The organism is Chlorobiota bacterium (assembly GCA_016710285.1).
In the GTDB taxonomy this organism is placed as follows: domain Bacteria; phylum Bacteroidota; class Ignavibacteria; order OLB7; family OLB7; genus OLB7.
Genome location: JADJXR010000001.1, coordinates 584,154 through 606,253, shown reverse-complemented (window position 1 = coordinate 606,253; position 22,100 = coordinate 584,154). Strand labels below are relative to the sequence as shown.

At 57.6% G+C, this 22,100-nt stretch carries 17 protein-coding genes; 12 read left to right on the top strand and 5 right to left on the bottom strand.

The annotated features are described in order from the left end of the window. Positions 1–127 precede the first annotated feature (127 nt). Together ssb and IPM61_02150 are read left to right on the top strand one after the other, a co-directional pair. Entirely contained in the window at positions 128–592 is a 465-nt protein-coding gene (gene ssb / locus IPM61_02155; protein ID MBK8910109.1) for a single-stranded DNA-binding protein, read from the top strand. A gap of 194 nt (positions 593–786) precedes the next feature. Beyond that, positions 787–1,737 (top strand): MCE family protein, encoded by a 951-nt coding sequence (locus tag IPM61_02150; protein ID MBK8910108.1) that lies wholly within the window; start codon positions 787–789, stop codon positions 1,735–1,737. Positions 1,738–1,782: 45 nt separating this feature from the next. Here IPM61_02150 and IPM61_02145 read toward each other — a convergent pair whose 3' ends face one another. Both IPM61_02145 and IPM61_02140 read right to left on the bottom strand, forming a co-directional pair. Then, a complete protein-coding gene (locus IPM61_02145) occupies positions 1,783–2,985 on the bottom strand; it encodes a pyridoxal phosphate-dependent aminotransferase (GenBank protein ID MBK8910107.1) in 1,203 nt (400 codons plus the stop codon). A gap of 127 nt (positions 2,986–3,112) precedes the next feature. Continuing rightward, positions 3,113–3,859: an SDR family oxidoreductase gene (locus IPM61_02140; protein MBK8910106.1), complete on the bottom strand. Its 747-nt coding sequence runs from the start codon at positions 3,857–3,859 to the stop codon at positions 3,113–3,115. A 323-nt stretch (positions 3,860–4,182) separates the two neighbouring features. On the opposite strand from IPM61_02140, the gene IPM61_02135 reads away from it, so the two are divergent. From IPM61_02135 to IPM61_02090, 10 genes are all read left to right on the top strand, one after another. Further along, positions 4,183–4,557, top strand: coding sequence for an iron-sulfur cluster assembly accessory protein (locus tag IPM61_02135; GenBank protein ID MBK8910105.1), 375 nt, complete (start codon positions 4,183–4,185; stop codon positions 4,555–4,557). Positions 4,558–4,685: 128 nt separating this feature from the next. Beyond that, a complete protein-coding gene (locus IPM61_02130; GenBank protein ID MBK8910104.1) occupies positions 4,686–5,084 on the top strand; it encodes a hypothetical protein in 399 nt (132 codons plus the stop codon). 477 nt (positions 5,085–5,561) lie between these two features. Further along, the gene (locus IPM61_02125; protein MBK8910103.1) at positions 5,562–8,339 is read left to right on the top strand and encodes a T9SS type A sorting domain-containing protein; all 2,778 of its coding nucleotides are present in this window, start codon (positions 5,562–5,564) and stop codon (positions 8,337–8,339) included. Positions 8,340–8,433: 94 nt separating this feature from the next. Beyond that, positions 8,434–9,177, top strand: a complete 744-nt coding sequence (locus tag IPM61_02120) for a T9SS type A sorting domain-containing protein (GenBank protein ID MBK8910102.1) — start codon at positions 8,434–8,436, stop codon at positions 9,175–9,177. Between the two features lie 253 nt (positions 9,178–9,430). Then, entirely contained in the window at positions 9,431–10,060 is a 630-nt protein-coding gene (locus IPM61_02115; protein MBK8910101.1) for a superoxide dismutase, read from the top strand. Between the two features lie 107 nt (positions 10,061–10,167). Beyond that, positions 10,168–10,791, top strand: a complete 624-nt coding sequence (locus IPM61_02110; GenBank protein ID MBK8910100.1) for an LON peptidase substrate-binding domain-containing protein — start codon at positions 10,168–10,170, stop codon at positions 10,789–10,791. A 17-nt stretch (positions 10,792–10,808) separates the two neighbouring features. After that, the gene (locus IPM61_02105) at positions 10,809–11,339 is read left to right on the top strand and encodes a GNAT family N-acetyltransferase (GenBank protein ID MBK8910099.1); all 531 of its coding nucleotides are present in this window, start codon (positions 10,809–10,811) and stop codon (positions 11,337–11,339) included. Positions 11,340–11,421: 82 nt separating this feature from the next. After that, complete coding sequence (mnmA, locus tag IPM61_02100; GenBank protein MBK8910098.1) at positions 11,422–12,519, top strand: tRNA 2-thiouridine(34) synthase MnmA; 1,098 nt, start codon at positions 11,422–11,424, stop codon at positions 12,517–12,519. A gap of 112 nt (positions 12,520–12,631) precedes the next feature. Further along, positions 12,632–13,951 (top strand): MoxR family ATPase, encoded by a 1,320-nt coding sequence (locus tag IPM61_02095; GenBank protein ID MBK8910097.1) that lies wholly within the window; start codon positions 12,632–12,634, stop codon positions 13,949–13,951. A gap of 52 nt (positions 13,952–14,003) precedes the next feature. Beyond that, positions 14,004–15,551: a VWA domain-containing protein gene (locus IPM61_02090; GenBank protein MBK8910096.1), complete on the top strand. Its 1,548-nt coding sequence runs from the start codon at positions 14,004–14,006 to the stop codon at positions 15,549–15,551. A gap of 82 nt (positions 15,552–15,633) precedes the next feature. Here IPM61_02090 and IPM61_02085 read toward each other — a convergent pair whose 3' ends face one another. The 3 genes from IPM61_02085 to IPM61_02075 all read right to left on the bottom strand — a co-directional run bounded on the left by IPM61_02085 (position 15,634) and on the right by IPM61_02075 (position 22,073). Continuing rightward, positions 15,634–16,821 carry an anhydro-N-acetylmuramic acid kinase gene (locus tag IPM61_02085; protein MBK8910095.1) on the bottom strand — a complete coding sequence of 396 codons (1,188 nt, stop codon included), beginning with the start codon at positions 16,819–16,821 and terminating at the stop codon, positions 15,634–15,636. 310 nt (positions 16,822–17,131) lie between these two features. After that, positions 17,132–20,215 carry a tetratricopeptide repeat protein gene (locus tag IPM61_02080; protein ID MBK8910094.1) on the bottom strand — a complete coding sequence of 1,028 codons (3,084 nt, stop codon included), beginning with the start codon at positions 20,213–20,215 and terminating at the stop codon, positions 17,132–17,134. Positions 20,216–20,285: 70 nt separating this feature from the next. Then, positions 20,286–22,073 (bottom strand): hypothetical protein, encoded by a 1,788-nt coding sequence (locus IPM61_02075; GenBank protein ID MBK8910093.1) that lies wholly within the window; start codon positions 22,071–22,073, stop codon positions 20,286–20,288. Between the last annotated feature and the right edge of the window lie 27 nt (positions 22,074–22,100).

The window sequence follows — 22,100 nt, the reverse complement described above, 5'->3', positions numbered from 1 at the left end:
CTTGGTATGGCATGGCGTATTTTCGACCCACGATTTCCATAACTACCAAACACCAACCATCGGGACTTGCGGCGCAAGCCCTTGTCCTTCACCAACAATATCGTAACCACACAACGGAGAGTGTACTATGGCACGGAGCTTGAACAAAGTGACAATTATCGGCAACATCCAGCCGAACGATCCCGAACTGCGCCACACCCAAACCGGAATGCCAATCTGCTCCTTCAAAGTCGTGACCGACGAGAGCTACAAGGACAAGGAAGGAAACATGGTGGAGCGCTCCGAGTGGCACAGCGTTGTTTTTTGGGGGAAAGCCGGGGAGATTATCGCCCAGTACATGAAGAAAGGGCGCAAAATTTATGTGGAAGGTCGCCTGCAAACCCGTAAGTACGAGGACAAAGAAGGGCAAACCCGCTACATAACCGAGATTGTTGGAACCGATTTCGTGTTCGTGGATGGCGGCCAGGGGGGCGGTGGCGATACCGGCGGCGGTATGTCTGGCGGGATGTCCGGCAGCACCGGCGAGTCCCAGGGAAGCTACACTTCCGCTCCGGCCAATACCTCCGTTGCCGACGACGATCTTCCATTCTAAACCGGGCCGATGCTGTTCCGGCTTGTTCCATCGAACAGCGTTCCCGTGTCAACCTTCTGCGAAGCCCCGGACGGGTTCCGGGGCTGCGCTGTTTTCGGGGGAAAAAAAGCGCGAGACAAGGCAGGCCGCCCCGCCCCCCGATTCCGGCCACAACCAATTTCCAACTTCCCATTTCTTCCTCGGCATTCACGTTTATGGCGTTATCCACAACATCACAGGAAGCCCGCGTCGGGTTGATCTCCTTGGTTGCTCTTGTTCTGCTTGTTGGCGGGATCGTGTGGGGGAAACGGGCGGCGTTCGGCGTGGAGCAACGTGTTATCGTTTTCACCGCTTCCAACACTTCTGGCGTTGATGCCGGATCGGTCATCACCGTGAATGGCGTTCGGAAGGGGAGCGTGATAAGCGTCCAGTCGGCCCCCAATGGCGTAATGATTCAGGCCGGGATTGACCCCACAGTTCCGCTGAAAGAAGATGCCACCGGAACAATCCAGATGCTGGAGATTACTGGCGGGAAAAAAATTGAGGTGAGTGTTGGAAAGTCGGAGCGTCCGCTGCCGGCCAGCGCGGCAATCCCATGCGTGGTGGCGGGGGATTTGGGAGCAGTGGTTGGAACGTTCGACCAGATTGCCCACAAAGTGGATGCCTTGCTGGTCCGGATTGACACCACCATCGGTTTTGCCAACGGATTGATTGGATCCCCGCAACTGCGGAACGGGGTGGAGCAGACGGTGGAAAACGCCGCGCAACTCACCCGCTCGCTCAACCTTCTGGTGGCCGATAACCGTGGGAAGCTGGAGCAGACAATCAGCAATTTGGATGGAACGATCACCGAGCTGCGGGGCCTTCTGCAACGCTCCTCCCCGGGCATTGAACGCTCGATTGCTGCGGTGGAGCAAACCGCTACCGATGCCCGCGCCGTCATCACCTCCTCTTCTTCGGTGCTTCGCCGTGCCGATTCCCTGATTGCCCATGTTGATGGCCTGGTTGGCGACCTTCGCAACGGAAACGGAATCGTTGCCAAACTGATTAACGACAGCACCCTGACGAACGAACTGATGCTGACCCTGAAAAACGCCCGCGGCATGATTGAGGAAATCCGCAAGTACGGGATCAACACCAACGTCAGCATTGGCCGCCTACCGTAGGAAAGGAAGAACGGAAAGATGCCCCCCGGAGCGACCGCCGCGGACTTAGCGTTGCAGGCTTGCTAATCCTTCGCCAATCCGCTTGACCGCTTCCCGAATGTCAGCTTCTGCGCAGGCGTAGCTTAGGCGGATCGCATGGTCATCGCCGAATCCGGAGCCGGGAACCGTTGCCACCAGATGCTCGCGCAGCAAGTAACCAGCCAGCGCGGCACTGTCGGGAATCTGTTCGTTGTAGAACTGCGCCACGTTCAGGAAGATGTAAAACGCCCCGCCGGGGATATGGAACCGCACGCCAGGGATTGCCTGTAGCAACTCCACAATCAAATCCCGCCGCCGCAAGAATGCTTCTCCCATTTTTTTAACATCATCGGCAACCTCTGGAATGGTCAGCGCGGCCAGCGCAGCCTTTTGGCTGACCGAGACGGGGTTCGATGCCGATTGCCCTTGGATTTTCCCCGCAGCCGCAATCACGTCGGAAGGACCGCACATGTAGCCAATGCGCCAGCCGGTCATCGAGAAGGCTTTGGAGACACCGTTGATGGTCAGCGCAAGGTTGCGAAGCTGCGGGAAGGAGCCAATGGAGACGTGCTGGTTGCCGTCGTAGGTGATCTTCTCGTACAATTCATCCGACAGCACGTAGATGCCGGCCTTGGCAATCACCTCGGCAAACGCTTCCATCTCCTGCCGGGAATAGACCACTCCGGTTGGGTTTGTGGGCGAATTGATAATCATGGCGCGCGTTCGCGGCGTGATTGCCTGGCGAAGTTGGTCCGGGGTCATCCGGTAGCCCGATTCGTAGCCAGCTTCCACCAGCACAGGGGTTCCCCCCACCAGCTTCACCATCTCCGGGTAGCTGGTCCAGTAGGGGGAAGGGATCACCACTTCATCCCCTTGGTTCACGATTGCCGCAAGGGCATTGAACAAGCAATGCTTCCCGCCACAAGAGATCAGCACCTGCTGGGCTTCCGTTGGGATTCCATTTTCGGCGGTGAACTTCTCGGCAACCGCCTTCCGCAGCTCTGGAATCCCTTCGGCCTGGGTGTACTTGGTGAAGTTGCTGTTGATTGCGTCGAACGCCGCTTCCTTGATGATTTGTGGCGTTGGGAAATCGGGTTCGCCAGTGGAAAGGGAGATCACCGGAATCCCGGCGGCCTGCATCCGTTTTGCCTCGGCAGCAATCGCCAGCGTGACGGCCTCGTTAATGGAAGTTGCCCGTTGCGCAAGCCGGTGTTGTGCGGTTCGTATCATGTCTGTGGACGGTTGTCTGTGTGATCCGGTACCTGTGGTTGGCTGCAAAGAAGGGAAAAAAATGGGAAACAGCGCGACGGAGCGGCGGCGGTTTTTTTGCACGCAAGCCCCTGCCACGTTCCCCGTGTTAATGCCGCGCCACGCCGCCATCCACGTTGATGGTTTGGCCGGTGATAATGGAGGAAGCGGGCGAAGCAAGGAAGGCCACAACCTCGGCGATGTCGTCCGGTTCATCCCCCCGTTGGACAGCCTGTTGGGGAAGCAGATGCTGCAGAATGCTTCCCACCAATTTCTCGTTTGCTGGGCGTTGGGTTGCTGTTAGCCCCACGGTGATGGCGTTGACGGTGATCCCATATTTCCCAACCTCGCTGGCCAGCGAGCGGACGAACCCAACCACCCCCATTTTGGCGGCGACGTAGTGGGTCAGGTATGGCGTGCCAAGCCAGATGGTGTCGGAACTAAGGGCGATAATCCTGCCGAATCCGTTCTCCTTCATGGAAGGAAGGGCATACTTTGTGGTGAGGAACAAGCTGTCCAGGTTCACCGAGAGCATCCGTTTCCATTCGTCGAAGCTGATCAGCTCGAACGGTTCTTCGTGGTACAGCCCCACGTTGTTGACCACAATGTCAACGCGGCCATACTTCCGAATGGTTTTTTGGAAGACTTTGCGGACCTGTTCTTCACTGGTGACATCGGCGCGGGTGGCATCAATCTGGCCGCCAATTTCCTGAACCCCGGCCATTGCCTCGCCAGCATCGGCGATGTCGGCAATCATGATGCTGGCCCCTTCCTGGGCAAGCCGGCGGCAAAAGGCTTGCCCGTTCCCAACAGCCGCGCCGGTGACAACGGCGACTTTATCTTTCAGACGTTGCATGATGATCTACTGGTGAGCGTTGAACCCCTTGCTCCGCAGGGGACCGCCAACAACATACACAGCGGAGCGGAGCTTCCCGTAGGCTTGGGCTGTTCCCATTTGTTTCCTTTCTGGGGAATCATGGCCGATTGTTTCCATTGTTGCCGATCAATACTTGCACAGATGGGCGGGGGGAACGATGTTTGTTGCGGCTGATTTCGCACCGCCGTTTGGGCGGTGGCAATCGCCGCCAATCTTGTTCGTCTTGGGGCAAGCAGAAGTTGAGTGCGGGGGGGGAATAAAGCACACAGAACACAGAAGCATCAATTTGGAGTACCATCATAATGGATGACGTGATCGTAGCCGAGCCAAGCGTTGCAGCCGCTCCTTCACCGATAACTATCACCGAGAAAGCATTGGCCGAAGTGCGGAAAATCAGGGAGCAAAACAGCATCCCCGATACCTACGGGCTTCGCGTTGGCGTGCGCGGCGGCGGATGCTCAGGGTTAAGCTACACCCTGACGTTCGATGCCGAGATGCGCGATGGAGATAAGGAGATTACGCTGGAGGATACGCGCCTGTTTATTGACAACAAAAGCCTGTTCTACTTGATGGGGACCGAGCTTGATTACACCGATGGCTTGAACGGGCGCGGGTTCGTGTTCAACAACCCGAATGCAATGAAGACGTGCGGCTGCGGTTCCAGCTTTGGCGTGTAGCCACCGCCGATTCCGCCCGCCCGCCGCTGATGATTACCGGAAAGGGCTCGTTGCTGTGCAACGCCCCTTTCCGGTGATGTTCCTTCCCACACAAACGTTCCTTTGCAGCAACCAACTTCCCGCCCTTTATGGACCCTGCACAACGCCCCGTTGCCAACGACCCGCAAGCAAACCAGCATTTAGATAACGACCCGAACTACGACGTTCTGGTGGATAAACTCCACACCCGAACGGTGGAACGGAAAATTATCTGGGAGCTTGGCGACGAGCCAGACGAATACGTCTCCAATCTGAAGGGAAAATCCTCCTTCACGATCCGGCGGATTAAGGAAAACTACAAGTACGTCCTGACGATGCGTAACGAGACGGGGGAAGTTGTGTTCCGAATCTCGCACGATAACTTGGAGGCCTCCAGCAGCGAAGCCTTGCTGCGCCTGTACAAACTTGCCGAGCGGATCGCGAAGCAGATAGATGAGGAAGTTGATAAAGCCATCCACTTGCTGGATGATTTGGGGGATGATGAGTAAGGGAAGGAGCCAACCGTAAAGAGAGAGAGTAGGTTCTAATTGATCTGTCTCATTCTCTGCTTTGCTGGCTTCGTGATTGTTTTTGGGCTTTCCTTCTCTCTCTATTCTCTTCGTTTTTGCTATTTCATTCCCTGCGTTCCATCTGTCCTGATAATTCCGTGAAGAATGCCATTGCCAGAAATGATTCTATCGGCTATTATCGCAGCCGCTCCGGTTCCCCTTCCATAGCTTCGCCCTGTTGAAACCTTTTGCGGATTGGTTGGGTTGCTTGCCTGATTGCCCCATATCAGGCCAACTGCACCAACACCGTTTTCGGGATGCTGAGATTTTTAAGGATGCGTATCCTATCTCACGCTCCTGTGTACTTCTTTCCGGGCTTCGCTTGCGGCCTCTCTCTGCTGTGGGCAAATCTGCTTTTTGACAACCTGCTTCTCCAAAAAACACATACACTAACCTCACCAATCTGAGAGTGTTTCCATGACAAACTTCTACACACGATGGAAGGGCCGGCTGCTTGCCGCAGCGATGCTCTTCGTCCTGTGCTTCGGCACAACACAAGCCCAGTGGTCCGAACTTCCGGCATTGAGCGACCAGGTAAACTTTGGCATCAATGCCATTTACGACGGCAAGCTCTACACGTGGGGCGGAGCTTCTTCAACGGAATACCTGCTTGGCGGGCGTTCGTTGGATATTCTGAACGGTTCAAGCTGGACAACCGGCGTTGTTGCCCCAATCAACGAGCCTAAAATGGGTGGATATGGTGGCGTTGTTAATGGCAAAATCTACTTGTTGGGCGGGTCGTACACTGGGGTTCAAAATGGCCAGCAGGTGACGATCTCCGCTCCGCAAGTCTATGAGTATGATCCGGTATCGAACACCATGACGGCCAAAACGCCAGTTCCAGCGTGGTGGTTCAATGGAGCCGGAGCGGTGGTCAATGGAAAAATCTACCTGATGGCTGGGGTCACCGTGGCAAACAACAGCCTTGTGTACAACACCACGGTTCGTGTGTACGATCCCCAAACCAACACATGGGCAACTGCCGGAAATGGTCCATACAATGCCCAATATCCTACGGCAACGGCTATTGGCGACACCATCTACTTGATTGGTGGAGTTACTAATTCAGGAAGCGTAGCCACTGCCTACAAAGGCGTTGTCTCGGGCGGCACCATCACTTGGACCGCGATTGCTAATTACCCAGTTGCCGTTCAACGCGCTGGCGCAGGGGTGTTGGGGGGGAAAGTCTATGTGGCCGGTGGCGCAAGCAGCGAGGAATTGGACGCAGTGTACAAGTACGACCCAGCAACAAACAAATGGGCTGCCGATTACGCTCTGCCAGTAAAAACCTACAATGTTGGCACCATGCCAAGCGATGGCAACTCCCTCTACTGGATTGGCGGCTTGAACAATGCCAAGGTCTTCCAGTTCACACCTGGCGCGCAAGTCGCGATTGCCTCGGTGGACCAAACCAACTACGTGGTGACGGTCAACAAAGGGGATAACAAGGCGATTCGGGTCCCAGTGACCAACCGTGGCGTTATTGACCTGACCGGCTCGGCCACCGGCGCAATGCCCTGGCTGACCGCTCCGCAACCGCTGACGGTTGCGCCGGGCGCAACGGCAAACCTGGTGCTGAATGTGAATTCCTCCACGCTGTCGGTTGGCAAGCACCAAACCACGGCAACGCTTACCACCAACGATGCCAAAAACAAGACCATCACCATCAACGTGATGGTGTGGGTGGTTGAGAACCTGAAGACCCAGCCATTTACCGCCGTTATCGAAGAAGGTGGCGGATCGTGGTGCCCGCCATGCTTTGCTGGTATCCAGGAGTTGGAGTCCATCAAGCAGCAACTTGGCGACCGTGTGCTGGTTCTTTCCTACCACGGAAATCAGGGTGGTTCTTCAACGAACAAGGACCCGATGCACTTCCCAGAAGGGATCAACACCATCCAAAAACTTGGGCTGGCTGGATTCCCGAACGCTTCATTCCAACGTCGGGTGTTCAAAGGTGAGCAATATCCAATGATTGGACTGGGTTCTTGGGGCGATGCCTTAAACACACTGTTTGCCGAACGTGATGTGGCCGCCGCCGCCATTGACATTGACGAAAGCAGCTACGACGCTTCCACCCAGATGGTAACGGCAAAAGTTACCGTGACAACTGCCGAAGCCATTGAAATGAAAGCCGGGCGCACGCTCCGCCTGACAGGCCTTGTAATCCAAGACGGAATCGTCTATCACCAAGCCGCTTCGCAGACCCGCACCTGGACGTTCCATGACGCTGTGCGCTCGATGGGACCAACCATTGACGGAACCCAATTGCCCGTTCCTTCCGAAATGCTGGTTGAAGGGAATATCCTTCCACCAGGAAGCGTCCTGAAAGGAACCGTCACCTTCAAAGTGACCAACGAAAACGATCAAGGGAAGCTGCCGGGCGATGACAGCTATCCAGAAATCACGTTCGACAACAACAACAAGCTGCCAATCAAATTCGAGGATTGCCACTTGGTGGTGTTGGCCCACATGAACGATGGAAACAACTACGGCGAAATCCTTCAGGGGGTGAAAGCTCCGTTCCCAACCGGCGGACCGACCGGCGCGATCATTTCGCAAACCACCAGCAAGTGGCAAGCAACCATCAAGCCAAGCGAGACGGCCAGCTACACGACCACGATCAAGAACCTGACCGATGCCCCGCAAGAACTGACCGTCACGCGGACGCAAAACAACCTTCCAACGGGCTGGAGCAGCTACATGAAACTTGGCAGCACCCAGCTTGATCCAGGAACATCCTCGGGCAACATCACGCTTCCGCCAGGTGCCTCCATTGCCGTGCAGCTGTACGTCACTGGAACAACCGAAAAGAGCAACGGCACGGTGACCCTGCAGTTCAAAGCCGGCGCAACCACGCTGGACCAGAGCTACACAACCACAACCACCGAAAGCGAGCCTTCCTCGGGGGTGAACGACCAACCAACAACTGGTGTTGGAATGACCCTTTCGGCAAACCTGCCGAACCCGGCCGCCACCACCACCACGTTCAACTACTCGCTGCTGCAAAGCGGTGAAGTCACCGTGAACGTGATTGGAATGAATGGCGAGAAGGTGATGACCCTGAACCCAGGCTTTGCCGAAGCAGGGGTTCACACCCTCCGCTTGGATGTCAGCACGCTTCCAGCAGGCAGCTACATTGTCACGCTGAGCAGCAACGGACGCTCGGCCAGCCGTTCCATGACGGTTGTCCATTAAAACAACGCTTGCAAAACTGCGCGCCCCGACGCTTGTTCGGGGCGCGCAGCTGCTTTAATTTTGCGCAACACAACTAACACCGAGGGCGATGACCATGATGATGAGAAAAATCCTTTCTACCGCACTGCTCCTTCTTGCAGGAATCTGCTCCCTTCCAGCCGCTGCTTCGGCGCAAAGCAACAGCTTTAGCGTGGATATGGAAGCAGAACCACACGTTACCGTGTTCAAGGAGTACAACTTGATTACGCTGGACTACATCTTCCATGTAGTCAACACCACGAACGCCCCCATTTCGCTTATTGCCTCACGCACAAAAAACGAGCTGCCAAGCCCCGACACTTCAACAACGGTAGTCTGCTGGGGGGACCTTTGCTACGATGCCAAACAGAGCGTGTATAACGCGAACCTCGTCGAGCCAGGGAAATCCCCGTACTGCAAAGTGACGGTGACGCTGCCGATTGGCGAAACCGAATGCGCCAACGTCCAGATGACCTTCGGCGTGGAGTTTACCTCAGAAAGCGTGGCCCGCGACATCGTTGCTTGCGCCCCAACCAGTACCACTGGCGTTGATGAAGCCAATCTGGTAACCGGCGTGAAAATCGCGCCAAACCCAGCCGCTGCCAACCCAACCATGACCCTCCCAACCGAGCTGCAAACCGCAGGCGAGCTGTCGCTGAACCTCTTCACAATCAAAGGGGCCAAAGCAAGCGAGCAACACTTCCCGGCCGGAAGCCAGTCGGTGGTGGTCAACACCAGCGAGCTTCCCAATGGAGTCTATTTCTACCAGATCGTCGCTGGCCAGAAAGAGGCTCGCGGAACCATCGTGGTGGCCAAATAATTCAGATCATCTGCGAACTACCCAACGGTGATACTCAACGGGGTGCAGGCCAATGGCGTGCACCCCGTTTGCGTTCCTTTGCCGCGCCAAAGCGGAGTTGTTGGATTGCCGCCCGGGTGGCAACATTTTCTTACCCCACCCCTTTCCGCTGCATCGGAAAAATCGGCAAGTTACCGGCCCTTCAGGGGGGGCGGGCGCAAGCTCACCCTGCCGTCTAACACGTTCTTTTCACACACTACTTCCAAACAGCACAATGGCATATCAATGGGAATTCCGCCCGCGTCCGTACAGCGATGCCGAAGCCGCAGACCTTCTTGCCCCGGTAATTGATGCCGAGACCGCCGACTGGCACTACAACAAGCACCACAAAGGCTATGTGGATGCCATGAACAAGATTGAAACCGAACTGGAAACCGCCGACCGCGCCGCCGCCAACGGCAACTACTCCCAGGTTGGCGAACTGAAACGCCGATTCACCTGGAACCATGCCGGCGCGTTGCTCCATGATGTCTATTGGGAGGTGATGGGGGGCGATGGCGACCCGTCGAAAGGACCCGAAATTAAAGCCGCAATCGAGGCTGAGTTTGGATCGTTCGAGGCCTGGCGCGCCGACTTCAAAGCCGCCTGCGTGGCCGCAAAACTCTCCGGTTGGGGGGTGTTGGCCTACGACCAACTCTACTCCGGACGCTTGATGAACCTTCAGGTGGACGAGCACCACTACGGCGCGATGTGGGGTGGAATTCCGATCATTCCGTGCGACGTTTTCGAGCACGCCTACTACCACAAAGATGGCTGGGCACGTGCCGCGTACGTCGAGAACTTTATCAATAATCTGAACTGGGAACGGATCAACGCCCGTTACCTGCAGTTCGTGCGGCGATAATGACGCTTGGCGGCGGGGCTGAAGCAGCCTTCGGCCCCGCCGCTGTCGTTTTCCTGCTCTCTCTCCAGATACTCTGCGAGCTCACACACACGACGCGCACTCCCGATATGCTGATTGGCCTATTTCCACTCAACATCGTTTTGTTCCCCGGTTCGCTCTATCCCTTGCGGATTTTTGAACCGAGGTACAAGCTGTTGGTCCGCGAAACGATTGAGAGCAATGGCACGTTCGGCATCAACCTTGTGGACCAGAGCAAAATGGCCAACGTGGGATGCTTGGCAAAGGTGGAAAAAGTGCTCCACGTCTATCCTGATGGCAAGATGGAGATTGTGGTGGCGGGCACCGATCGCTTCCGCATCGGAAGTTACCACTCGGGCGATAAACCCTACCTTGTTGCCCACGTAGAAACGTTCGACGACGAAACCACCCAGCCTCCCGATTTCGAACTTCTGGAGAGCACCATCCGCTTGTATAACCAGCTTGCCGAAGTGGTGTATGGCGAGGCCGAGCCACTGCTGGACCCGTCGCAATGGATTACCGGAGGCGCGGCCTTCCGCATGGGGCAAAAAGCAGGGTTGGAGCTAAGCCTGCGGCAGAAAATGTTGGAGATGCTTTCCGAGGACGAACGGCTGTTGTTCCTGCGCCAATATTTGCAGGAGCTGGTCCCCAAAGTGAAAGAGTACGAGACGATGCAGATGCTAAGCCGCAACGATGGCTATCTGCGGGAATAACCATAAATGCCTGTGCCATGATGATCCTTGAAACTGAACGGCTGATACTTCGGCAGTGGCAACCAGATGAGCTTCCCACCCTGCACGGCATTCTTGGAACCTTGCCGACGATGCAGTTCTGGCCTGCTCCGTTCACGCTGGAGCAAAGCGAGCGGTGGCTTCGGCGAAGCCTTGAAACCTACGCGGCAACCGCCAACACCCTGGGCCGATGGGCAACGGTGCTGAAGGAATCGGGGAAAGTGATTGGCGATTGCGGGCTGATCGAGTCGGAGGTGAACGGAGTGGTGGAAAACGATCTGGGATACATCATCCATGCCGACCATTGGCGGAAGGGATATGCCACCGAGGCAGCAACGGCAATCCGTGACTATGGCCTTGCCACGTTGCAGCTTCCGCGAATCGTTGCCAACATGGCGTGCGACCATCACGGCTCGGCAAAGGTGGCGCAAGCCATTGGAATGACGCTGGAGAAGGAGTTCCTGAACCAGAAGAACCGAGGGTTCCGAACGTTCTTGTATGCAGCGGGGCGTGCTTCCGATCATCCATAAAAAAACGCAGCCACAGCGGGCGCGGAGAAAGAGAGAGTGTGAAAGAGAAAATTCAGAGTGAAGTCATAATCCACAAAAGAGCATGAGCAAGCGCGTTGTTGTTGGGATGTCGGGGGGATTGGATTCATCGGTGGCCGCCGCGCTGCTGGTGGAGCAGGGGTACGAGGTGATCGGGATCACCATCAAAACCTACCGCTACGAAGATGTTGGCGGCAACGTCGGGAGCGACACCAGTTGCTGCTCGCTGGATGGCATCAACGATGCACGGCGCGTTGCAATGGCCCTGGGAATCCCCCATTACGTCTATGATTTCACCGAGGTCTTTGGCCGCGAGATCATTGACTACTTCACCGCAGGCTACCTTGCTGGCGACACCCCGAACCCTTGCGTGATGTGCAACCGGAAAATCAAGTGGGCCGAGATGCTCCGCCGCGCCGACTCGCTTGGTGCCGATTGGATTGCCACCGGGCATTACGCCAAACTTCGCCAGGACCCGGCCACCGGGCGGCATATTTTAAGCAAGGGAAACGACCGTGAGAAAGATCAATCCTACGCCCTGTGGGCCGTTGAGCAGAACTCCCTTGCCCGCACCATCTTCCCCCTTGCCCACCTAACCAAGCCGGAATCCCGTGCGATTGCCCATCGGCTGAACCTTCCGGTGGCGGGGAAGCGGGAGTCGTACGAGATCTGTTTTATCCCCGATAACGACTACAAACGGTTCCTTCGCGACAACGTGGAGGGGTTGGAAGAAAACGTTGCCGATGGTGAGATCGTTCGCGACGGAGAGGTGATTGGCAAGCACAACGGCTATCCGTTCTACACCGTCGGGCAGCGGCGGGGGATTGGGATTGCCGCGCCCGAGCCGCTGTTTGTGATCGGCGTGTTCCCGCAGAACAACACCGTGGAAGTTGGGACCGCGGACCAACTGATGCACCGCGGGCTGACGGCCAACAACGTCAATCTTATCAAGTACGACTCCATCCCCGAGCCGCGCCGGCTGCTTGCCAAAATCCGCTACAAGGACGACGGCGCGCTGGCAACCTGCCGAACCGATGCCGACGGAACCTTGCACGTCACCTTCGACGAACCACGCCGCGCAATCACCCCCGGGCAGTCGGTGGTGCTGTACGAAGGGGATGATGTTGTGGGTGGCGGAATAATTCGTGCGTGGAACGATTGATAGAAATGGTTTTGCTGTGTAGTTTACGGGGGTTCAATTCTGTCATCGGCAATGCATGCCACGATGATGCCCACGCAAGCCTTCCGGCAATTACCGGCCAACCGTTCTGCTTATGCCTGAATCCACACCTGGTACGCTCGACATCCAAAAAACCATCCTTGACCTGCAGGACGCGATTGAGTTCGTCAACAAGCGGGTAATCAACCGAACCGACATCATCGAGCAGCTGTTCTGCGCCATTCTTACCGGCGAACACGCTCTGATCCAAAGCCGCACCGGCGTCGGGAAAACGCTGCTGACCGAGCAGATATTCCTGATGTTCAGCGGCGCGCGCTATTTCAAGGTCCAAGCCTCCAAAGAACAACAGCCCGACACCTACTTCGGCGGGTTGGATGTTGAGGAACTGAAGCGGGGCCGCATCATCCACAACACCGCGGGGTCGTTGGTGGAAAGTGAGTTCGGTTTTATTGATGAAATCTTCGATGCCAACGATTTCACCCTTCGCGCACTCCTCTCGCTGCTGAACGAACGCCGTTTGGTGCTGGGGGTGCAGCAACAGAAGTCGGTGATCCACACCGTTTTGGCGGCCACCAACTACCTTCGCATCACCGAGATTACCGAGGCACTGCTGGACCGCTTCATCTACCAATCCGTTGTCTTCCCCGACAAGGATCCGTTCGTTCAATACCGCATCTCGCAGCAGTATTTGCAGCATGGCGGGCAACCGGCCGAGCCGCCCAAGAAAATCTCCTTCCAGGTGCTTCATGCCGTCTGGCAGGTGTGCACCGGAACCAGCCAGCAGCACACCATCACCATTGCCCCCGACGTGGTCTATTACACCAACTTGGTGATCCGCTACTACGAGGAGCTTCGCAACCGCCAGCTTGCCCAACGCCCCGACGTGCTTCCGGGCCGCGACTTCTACATCTCCCCCCGCCGCCAGATGAAGTCGTTCGATCTTCTGCGCGCCATTGCCTTCATGCACGGGCGCAGCAGCGTCACGCTGGAAGACATCGAGAAACTGTACGTGCTGTTCACCACTGTTGGAATCGAGGAGGAGCGGCAGATCTGGAACAAGGCTTGCTCAACCCTTAGCCACCAGTTCGGCGCAACCCATGCGTTCGAGCAACTCCGAACCCTGTTAGAGTTCAAGACGTTGTTGGATGAGCTTCGCGCCCATCCCGAACTGTTGCAGCAGCCGATCACCTCCATCGAAAACATCAGCGTGAAGCGGACCTTGCGGGAATGGGCGCGCGAAACGTTCGGCGCGGCCGAGATGCAGGTGGAGAACAACCGCCGATTGCTTACCGAGTTCCTGGAAAAATTCCAGCCCGCCACCGACGAAATCCGCGACCTGCGCCACCAGCTTCAGCACGAAGCCTGGATTCTGTTCCACGCCAACACCGGCGGATCGGGGTCGGCCTTCAAATAAGCATCCGGCGGCAACGCTTCCGATTCATCAATCATCCTTCATTCCTTTTCCCATGAAGCACGATGTCCTGAAACATAGCTCCTTCTTCCAGCACATGGAGGAGTTCGGGTACATGCGGGACATCACGGAGTTGCTGCCGGAGGATTTCACGGCGGTGTTCGAGATTGCCCGGGTGCTGGAGGACCCAAACTCGCCGCTGTTTAAGTCCATCGAGCCGGCCATGTCGGTTGCGCCGCAGGCCGCCGTGGAGAAACGCCTGAACGACCGCGAGTGGCAGCCAAACCGGAACGTCTCGCACGGGGAAGAGTACGAGGCCGCGCTGATGCAAAGCTACACCGACCTGCAACGGATATTCCCGCACCAGCATCTGCTGCCGGAAGAAGTGTTTATGGAGCGGTACGCGCGGCGCAGCCTTTGGATCAATATCCCCCGCTCCCCGGTGATTGTCCCGTTCGGCAACAGCAGCAGCGAGTACTCGCCGAACAACTTCAAGCAGAAGGTTTATTTGCTGCTGGACACCAGCACCTCGATGGCCTCGCACCACCGCTTCCAAATGGCCAAAGCCGTGGCCTACGTTTTTCTGAAGCGGAACCTGAAGGAGCTTGGCCATATCTACCTTCGGACCTTCGACACCGATCTTGGTCCGCTGCAAACGGCGATTGATGCCCCCAGTTTGCAGAACCTTCTTCGCTACGTGATGCGGCTTACCAAGCTGGGGAATGGAACGGTGCTGGAGCGGGCAATCTTGCAGGCCGCTGCCGACATCCGCGTCAGCGCGGCGCTTTCCGGGGCCGAGATGCTGATCGTCACCGACGGCGCGGCCCACCTGGACGTTGATAAACTCCGCGAAGCCCTGGGGGGGACCATTCGGATCAACACCATCAAGATTGGCGACGCGGTCCTCTATCCCGACGAAAAACTTCTTTCCGACCTTGCCTCGCGCGGGTCCACCCCACGCCAGCGCGATTTGAAGAAATTGGAGGAGGAGATCGGCACCATGCAGCGGCAGCTTTCTTCGGCGGGGTTCGAGCGGGAGAAGGGGCGGATGAAATCGCACCTGCAAACGCTGACCCAACGGGCGGCAACGCTGCGTGGCGAAATTGTGGAGGGATTGCGGCAGTGGTACGGGCGCGAGATTGAGCAGCTGTCGCGGGTGTTCGTCAACGTCAACGACATCTCGGCCGATTCCTTATTCGTGTTGCAGCAGAGTGAGATTGAGGAGATTCGGCAACTGCTGGCCGAGGTGGAGCAGGATTTTGATGAAGGGATGGATGCCGACAGCTTGCGCGAGGCGGCACTGTTGTACGAGCACGTTCAGATGCTGCTGAAATCGGCAACCGACAGCGCGCAACGTGCCCAGCTGCAAGCCCTTGCGCAACGCCTGAACGAGCTGCTTCACGATGTTGTGAAAGGGGGGGAGCAGAAGCACGCCGGGCTGCGGAACATCACCCGCGACGATCTTCACGACCTTCAGATGATCCTGCACATGCAAAGCAAGCAGGGGGGATCGCTGGCGGACCTGTTGCTGCTGATGCTTCGGCAAATCCTAAAACGCTTCTTCGGTCCAAAACCGAAATTCCGATTCGGGAAGAAGAAGTAATCGGGGGGGGAAGCATCGCCGCCCACACTCGTATCCATCCGCGCATCCATCACGCACACACACTCTCTCGCCCTTTCTCGCTCTACCCACCAATCCGGATTGCCCCGCAGACCACACGCCGCGCCGCGCCAGTAACCGATGGGACGTTGGCCGGGACTTCGCACAAGGCTTCGTTGGCAAGCACCGCAAAGCAGATTGCTTCCTTTGCATCGGATGGCAGCCCGCATTCATCGCTGGGAAGGATGCGGACCGTTGGCATTGCTTCGCCCAGCATCCGCATCAGCGTCCGGTTATGGACCCCACCGCCGCCAATAATCAGCTCATCAACGCTGCTGGCAAAGCCGCAATGGCTTCCGATTGCTTCGGCAATGGTGGTGGCGGTCAGCTGGGTCAGCGTTGCGATGATAGATTCCGGGGAGATTCCGTCGGCAAGTGCTTGCTGCGCAACGGCCCGCCCAACTTCCTCGCCAAAATCTTCCCGCCCTGCCGATTTCGGCGGTGGGGCTTGGAAGTAGGGATTGGCAAGAAGCTGCCACAACAGTGGCGCGTTCACGGTTCCCGTGGCGGCAACGTTTCCAGCGGCATCGTAATCGCTTCCGAACAGATGGCGCATTGCCGCATCAATCATCATGTTTCCCGGCCCGGTATCGAAGGCGATAAGGGTTTCGGCGGTGGCGCTGGTGGGGAGTGCGGTAAGGTTGGCAATCCCGCCGATATTCAGGGCCACGCGGTTGCGCAGCGGCGAGCGAAGCAGCAGCAGATCGCAGTATGGAACCAGCGGCGCGCCTTGCCCGCCAACGGCAACATCGTTCGTGCGGAAGTCGCTCACCACAAGGGTTTGCAGCCGCTGTGCAACCGCCGCCGCCGATCCAATTTGAACCGTGACACCGGCGGGAAGGCGGTTGGGGTTGTGATAGACCGTCTGCCCGTGAAGCCCCACGGCGGCGATTGCCCCCGGGGCAATCCCCCATTGCCTGGCCGCTTCCGCAATCGCGTCGGCATAGACGAGGCCCAGGTCGCTGTCCAACTCGTAGGCTTCACGAAGGGGAAGCTGGCCATCCGAGGCGCGAAGCAACTGGGAACGGAGCGCTGGTGAGTAGGGGAGGGTGGCAAAGCCAAGAAGCTGGAATTGGAGGGCCTGGCCGCATCCCTCGATCTGCACAAATGCCACGTCAACTCCATCCAGCGATGTTCCCGACATCACCCCGGCAACAAGGCGGGTGGGAAGCGAGCGGTAGCGCAAAAGGCTATGGCGGTGTTCTGGTTGCAACGGGGAAGTTCGGATAGTTGAAGATGGATTGGTTGGCGGGCAAGTTACAAGCACGCATTTCAATATGCCAAACAACGGCCATTGCTGCGGTGATGGCCGCCGCGCCCATTGCTGCGGAAAAATTTGCAAGGGCGTGACCAATCACACGGCAGCCGGATCACGAGGGACGGAAGGGCGGCGCTGCTTGCGGCACAATGATCCGCAAGGGGTGCTTCTTCCAATCTCTCAACAACGTATCCTTAGGGGTAAGAAACCAGCAACTCCCGATGCAGCGGTAATGCATCGGGAGTTGTTGGTTTATTGGGCTGGGTTAGTGGAGTGCTTCTTTCATTACTGCAATCTCCTGCTCCAACGCTTCGGCATCGTTGTTTTTGCCTAACGCCCGTAGCACCGGCACAAAGGCCTCCATTGTCTGCACCGTTTCCGGGTGGTTCCCCAACGCCGCACGCCGCACCTTCAACGCCTGCTGGAACGCCTCGGCCGAACGTTCCGGCTGCCCCATGTCGCGGTAAAGGGTGCCAAGCCCAAACCATGCATGGCCGTTCAATGGATGATCGCCTCCCAACACCTGCTCGAACTTCTGCCGTGCCACGGAGTACATCTCCTCTGCTGACTCGTAATCTTTACGATCCTGCAAAACCTCCGCAAGGTTGTACATCGAGATGACGGTGTAAGGATGTTCCGATCCTAGCAAGGCATTCCATACCTCCAACGCTTCACGGTACAGCGGCTCGGCCTCATCATAGCGGTGGGTGTGGCGCAGGGTGATGGCTAAGGCATTCAGCGCGCTGCCAGTTTTGGGGTGATGATCTCCAAAAGTCTCTCGAGCAGCATCTAGCGACTCCTGTAGCAATCCTTCTGCTTCTTCGTTCCGTTGGCTTTGTTGCAGCAGCATTCCTAGGTTGTAGATGGCATCTACTGTCCATTCATGCCGCCGCCCTAACGTCCCTTGCAGCACCCGAATCGCTTCGCGGTACAACGGCTCGGCTTCGCCATACTTCCCTTGCTCGTTCAAAACAAACGCCAGCAGATTCATCCCGCTTCCAACCAGTTTGTGGCTGGGGCCGTGCAAGGCTTGGCGCGTTGCCAGGCCTTGCCGATAGTACGGCTCGGCGCGGTCGTACTCACCTTTCATTTGGTAGAGTTTTCCCAGCTGGTTCAGCCCTTTTGCGGTCTCCTCGTGGTCATCGCCGTGCAAGGTTTGGCGGGTTTGCAGCGAGCGTTGCATCAGCGGCTCGGCGGCATCATACTCAGCGCGGTTGAACAGAAGGTCGGCAAGTTTGTACAACCGCTCGGACGTTGGTTGGCTGGTTCCGCCATGCACCTGCTCGGTAAGTTCAAGTGCGCGGCGTAACGGCTCTTCGGCGGCTTGGTAGCGTCCGCTTTTCATCAGGAAGTCGCCAAGCTCGCCAATCGCACGTGCGCGCAGTTCGGGCGAGGTCGTGCGGGCTTCATATGCCTCCATGGCCGCGCGGTATGCCTCCTCCATCCGTGCTAATTCCCCCACCGCCAGCCAGTATCCAATCAGCTCATATTCTTTATCCCCATTCCTGAACTCCATGAACAACGGGATGTCCGCAATGGCACGCTCCAACCGGTCCAGCGCGCCGGCACGTTGCAGCTGGTAGGGGAGTTCATCGGCCTTGCGTGCGGTGGTTGGGCGCTGCGCAAAGTAGTCGGCAATGCGAAGGTGAACCCCGTTTGCGCCGCTCTGGTCGTTGGGGCTGGAAGGGGCAAGGTAGCGTTCCTGGACCGCAGCACGCAGGAAGTTGTGGTAAAAATCCAACAGGCCGTCGCGGTGCATGAACTGATATTCCAACGCCAGCAGGAAGGTGCTAAGATCAATGCGGCTAAGGCCAGTGATCTCCAAAATTTCTGATTCCGCCAAGCCGCGCCGCGAAGCCCAGATCAAGGTCATCACCCCCTGCACAACCTTGCGGCTGTAATCTTCTTCCATCCGCGCCAGCAACCGCTGGAACAGGTCGCCAACGTCGCGGGCGGTGACGTAATATTCGATGCGGTCGTCCAACCCCTCGAACGACCCGAACACCCGAAGCTCTTCCAACACGGTCCGCAGAAAAAGCGGGTTCGCGCTTTTTTGGTCGCCAGCGATTCGGGCGCGCTGCTCCTGGCTTAAGGCTTTGCGGAACTGCCCCAAGTAATGCTGAATCAGCAAATCCCGCTCGGCTTCGCTCAGCAAGTTCAGATGGAGTTCTGGCCAGCCGTTCTGGCGCGTTGCCTGCAACGTTTCCCCCTCCACGGTGGAGAGGAAGACGCGGATGTTCGATGGAAACCGGTGCGGCATCCACCGCAGCGCGCTGGAACTGTCGGTAAGCTGGTTTAGCGCGTCGAACACCAGAATCAACGGCTCGCGCTGGACTTTTGCCAGCCATGCTGGGAAGTCGCGCTCCAACGCGTCGGGGGTTGTGGGGATTGATTCTTCAAGGTTGTAGCGGTTGCGAATCTCCTCCATGATCCGCCGAATCACCGCATGATGCCCGCCGCCGCTTGAGGTTGCGCCAACGTAATGTTCAACAATAAACGCATCGGGGTTGGCTTGGCGATAGCGGTCGGCCCAGAAGGCAAGAAGGGAGCTTTTTCCGGACCCAGATTCGCCAATCACCGCAAGCGGCCCGGCTTCCGAGTTGGCGTGCGAGTCCAGAGCCTGAAGGTATTCCGTGCGGGCCACGTAGGCACGGCGGCGCGTCAGCGCGAATGCTTCGTGCAACCGGCGTTCCCGTTCCAACGGGGTTGGGGCTTCTTCGGCGGGATAGAGTTCATCCACCACGGCCAGAAGGTCGCGGCGGACCCACGCGCCCAACTCTTCCGGCGAGCGGAAGTTCTCCCGAACGGGATAGCTGCTTGCGCGGACGCGATCTTTCACGGAGATCAGTTTATCAATCGGATCCTGCTCGTTCTCCTTGAACTCCTCCGCCGTGGTTGCGGCATCGCGGAAGTAAAAGAACGCTTGCTCGCGCATCGAAGGGTTGTTCAGCACCCCGTACAGAATCTCCATTTCCGTGACGCTGATGCCGTCGGCAATGCACTGCTCAATCCAGGGGTAGTTCACCACCAATTCCTGGTCCTTACTCACATCCTCGAATCGCGGGGTCCAGCCATATCGCTCCCCCAAAATGCCGATGAAGTATGGGCGGCAGCGTTCGATTTCATCAAGGCAGATCTTCAGCACTTTCCCCTGCTCGGCTTCCTCCTTTGTCACGCCCCAGCGCAAGTCAATTTCGGTGAACTCCACGCCGCGTTCGCGGCAGACGTGGCGCAGTTCTGGGAAGACGTGTTTAATCAGATACTCCCGCTCCAACTGCATGTCGCGGAAGGTACTGCTGATGAACACCCGGATTTCGGGGGATTTGGTTTCTGCAGCGATGGTATCCATATCCGTAGCTAAGTTTTTAAAGATTGCTCAGTTGTATTGCCGCCCAGTGGCGAGGCAGGGGCGCGGCTGCTCACTCGCGGTGCGGCACGATGATCGGGCGGTTGCGGTGCCGAAGCAGCCACTCGCCGTTTTCGTTCAAGGCTTCCTTCCCCAAGTCGGTCACCATCTGCTGGGCACCCTCATATTCTTGGCTGGAGAGAAGATCATGCAGGATTCGCCGGCCCTGCGCAAACAGGGTTGCCATCCGCTCGTAGCGGCGGCCATAATCTTGCATTGTGGTCCGCACCACCAGCATCAGAAGCAGCCCCACCGCCAACGGCACAAGCCATTCGGCGTAGAGGATTGCCACAAGGGGCGTTTGGTCCATCTGCTTTCCCCATAGTATCTGCAGCAGCGTCACAAAGGTTCCACTAAGCAGCACCACCACGCCGATTCCACGCGCACGGCGAGCCAGGACCTCCTCCCGTTTTGCGGCGGCGGCGTAGTAGCGTTCTTGCGTGGCAACCCACTCTTCCTCGATACTCTGCCAATGGGTGCTATCGGTGGCGCAAGATGGTGAGACCTGGAATCGCTGGCCCTGCATCATCGGAAGCGTCATCACCCGCAGGCTTTGCCGAACCCAATCCAGCTCGCTCCGTTGCTTCCCCAAATAATGCTCGGCCACCGGCTGGTGAATGCCCGCCAGCAGCCAGAAGGTCCGCACGCGAAGCCCCTCGGCCAATGCGCGGTAATCGAAATATGGAGAAACGCCCCGCAGCAGATACGCCGCCCATCCGCCAGCCATCAGTATCAGAAGCAGAGGGAAGAGCAAGGAGGTGGAGATGGAGATCAGCACAAAAATGTTCATCACCACAATCAGCAGCATCGAGGCAACACACAACGCCAGCGTTTTGCGGGAAGCACGGTTTTGTTCGGCGGTGGCCAGCTGGTCAATCAGCAGGAAACGCTGCAAGGTTTGCAAGGCTTCGTGGTTGTTGGAGCTGTGCAGTTGCGCCGCAAAACGTGGCAGCGCGGGCGCGGGCTGGCGACCAACAGCGCGGTTCAGCTGCTCAATTCGCGCCAGCATCCCCTGGAACACATGCTCCCCGTGCAGTTGGCTTCCGAATCGTTCGGGGTAGAATTTCCGCAGCGTGCCGGCGTTGCCCGGGGGCTGCGGGTTCCGCATCCTTGGCGTGACGATGTGATAGACCGGCCCGGTCTCTTCAGGCTCGAAGATGCTGTGGCGCGGGATATACGTCGGCGGAATCCCTTTCAGCTGGAACTCCACAATGAAGGCGGTTCCGCCAACCAGATCAAGCGGGATGCCATCCCACATGGCAATCAACACTTGGCTGTTGCGGGCAAGGTACGCGCCAACGTAGGCGTACTGGCGGTCGCGCGCGGGGCCATAGACGCTGATCTCCTCCTCGGTCACGCCCGGCAGCAGTGGAAGCTCGAACCAGGACCACGCTTGGGCCAGCAGTTCGGCAAACTCATGGCGCGAGGCCTCGGTTGGGAAGTCGGCTTCGTACAGATCGCGCCGCATCGGCAAGGGGACAACAAGGCGTGCGTTTTCCTGCAAAGCGATTCGCGCTGCAAGGCGGTCGGCCCCTTCGGCAAGGGCGGAGATGACGGTGATGGGGGTGCTGGGATAACGCTGGCGTACATCGCGCAACACCCCTTGCAACGCGGCTTCCAATTGTGGAAGGTCTTGCGGGCGAATATCACGGTGACCCGTGATGCCAATGGCAATCGGAATCAAATGATCCTGCGTCACCTTCCAGGAGTGGCCAAGCTGGCGTTCTTGGACATACTCCTTGCTCGGCAGGGTTCCGGTTTGCGTGGCATTATTGATGGCTTGGAAGGATACTGTGTTCATTGCGTCTCCAGACCGCACAATGAATGG

Coding starts and splice junctions, on each gene's coding strand:
- mnmA (MBK8910098.1), top strand. CDS start 11,422: ATGAGCAAGCGCGTTGTTGTTGGGATGTCGGGGGGATTGGATTCATCG.
- IPM61_02130 (MBK8910104.1), top strand. CDS start 4,686: ATGGACCCTGCACAACGCCCCGTTGCCAACGACCCGCAAGCAAACCAG.
- IPM61_02120 (MBK8910102.1), top strand. CDS start 8,434: ATGATGATGAGAAAAATCCTTTCTACCGCACTGCTCCTTCTTGCAGGA.
- IPM61_02110 (MBK8910100.1), top strand. CDS start 10,168: ATGCTGATTGGCCTATTTCCACTCAACATCGTTTTGTTCCCCGGTTCG.
- ssb (MBK8910109.1), top strand. CDS start 128: ATGGCACGGAGCTTGAACAAAGTGACAATTATCGGCAACATCCAGCCG.
- IPM61_02095 (MBK8910097.1), top strand. CDS start 12,632: ATGCCTGAATCCACACCTGGTACGCTCGACATCCAAAAAACCATCCTT.
- IPM61_02080 (MBK8910094.1), bottom strand. CDS start 20,215: ATGGATACCATCGCTGCAGAAACCAAATCCCCCGAAATCCGGGTGTTC.
- IPM61_02115 (MBK8910101.1), top strand. CDS start 9,431: ATGGCATATCAATGGGAATTCCGCCCGCGTCCGTACAGCGATGCCGAA.
- IPM61_02150 (MBK8910108.1), top strand. CDS start 787: ATGGCGTTATCCACAACATCACAGGAAGCCCGCGTCGGGTTGATCTCC.
- IPM61_02135 (MBK8910105.1), top strand. CDS start 4,183: ATGGATGACGTGATCGTAGCCGAGCCAAGCGTTGCAGCCGCTCCTTCA.
- IPM61_02125 (MBK8910103.1), top strand. CDS start 5,562: ATGACAAACTTCTACACACGATGGAAGGGCCGGCTGCTTGCCGCAGCG.
- IPM61_02090 (MBK8910096.1), top strand. CDS start 14,004: ATGAAGCACGATGTCCTGAAACATAGCTCCTTCTTCCAGCACATGGAG.
- IPM61_02145 (MBK8910107.1), bottom strand. CDS start 2,985: ATGATACGAACCGCACAACACCGGCTTGCGCAACGGGCAACTTCCATT.
- IPM61_02075 (MBK8910093.1), bottom strand. CDS start 22,073: ATGAACACAGTATCCTTCCAAGCCATCAATAATGCCACGCAAACCGGA.
- IPM61_02140 (MBK8910106.1), bottom strand. CDS start 3,859: ATGCAACGTCTGAAAGATAAAGTCGCCGTTGTCACCGGCGCGGCTGTT.
- IPM61_02105 (MBK8910099.1), top strand. CDS start 10,809: ATGATGATCCTTGAAACTGAACGGCTGATACTTCGGCAGTGGCAACCA.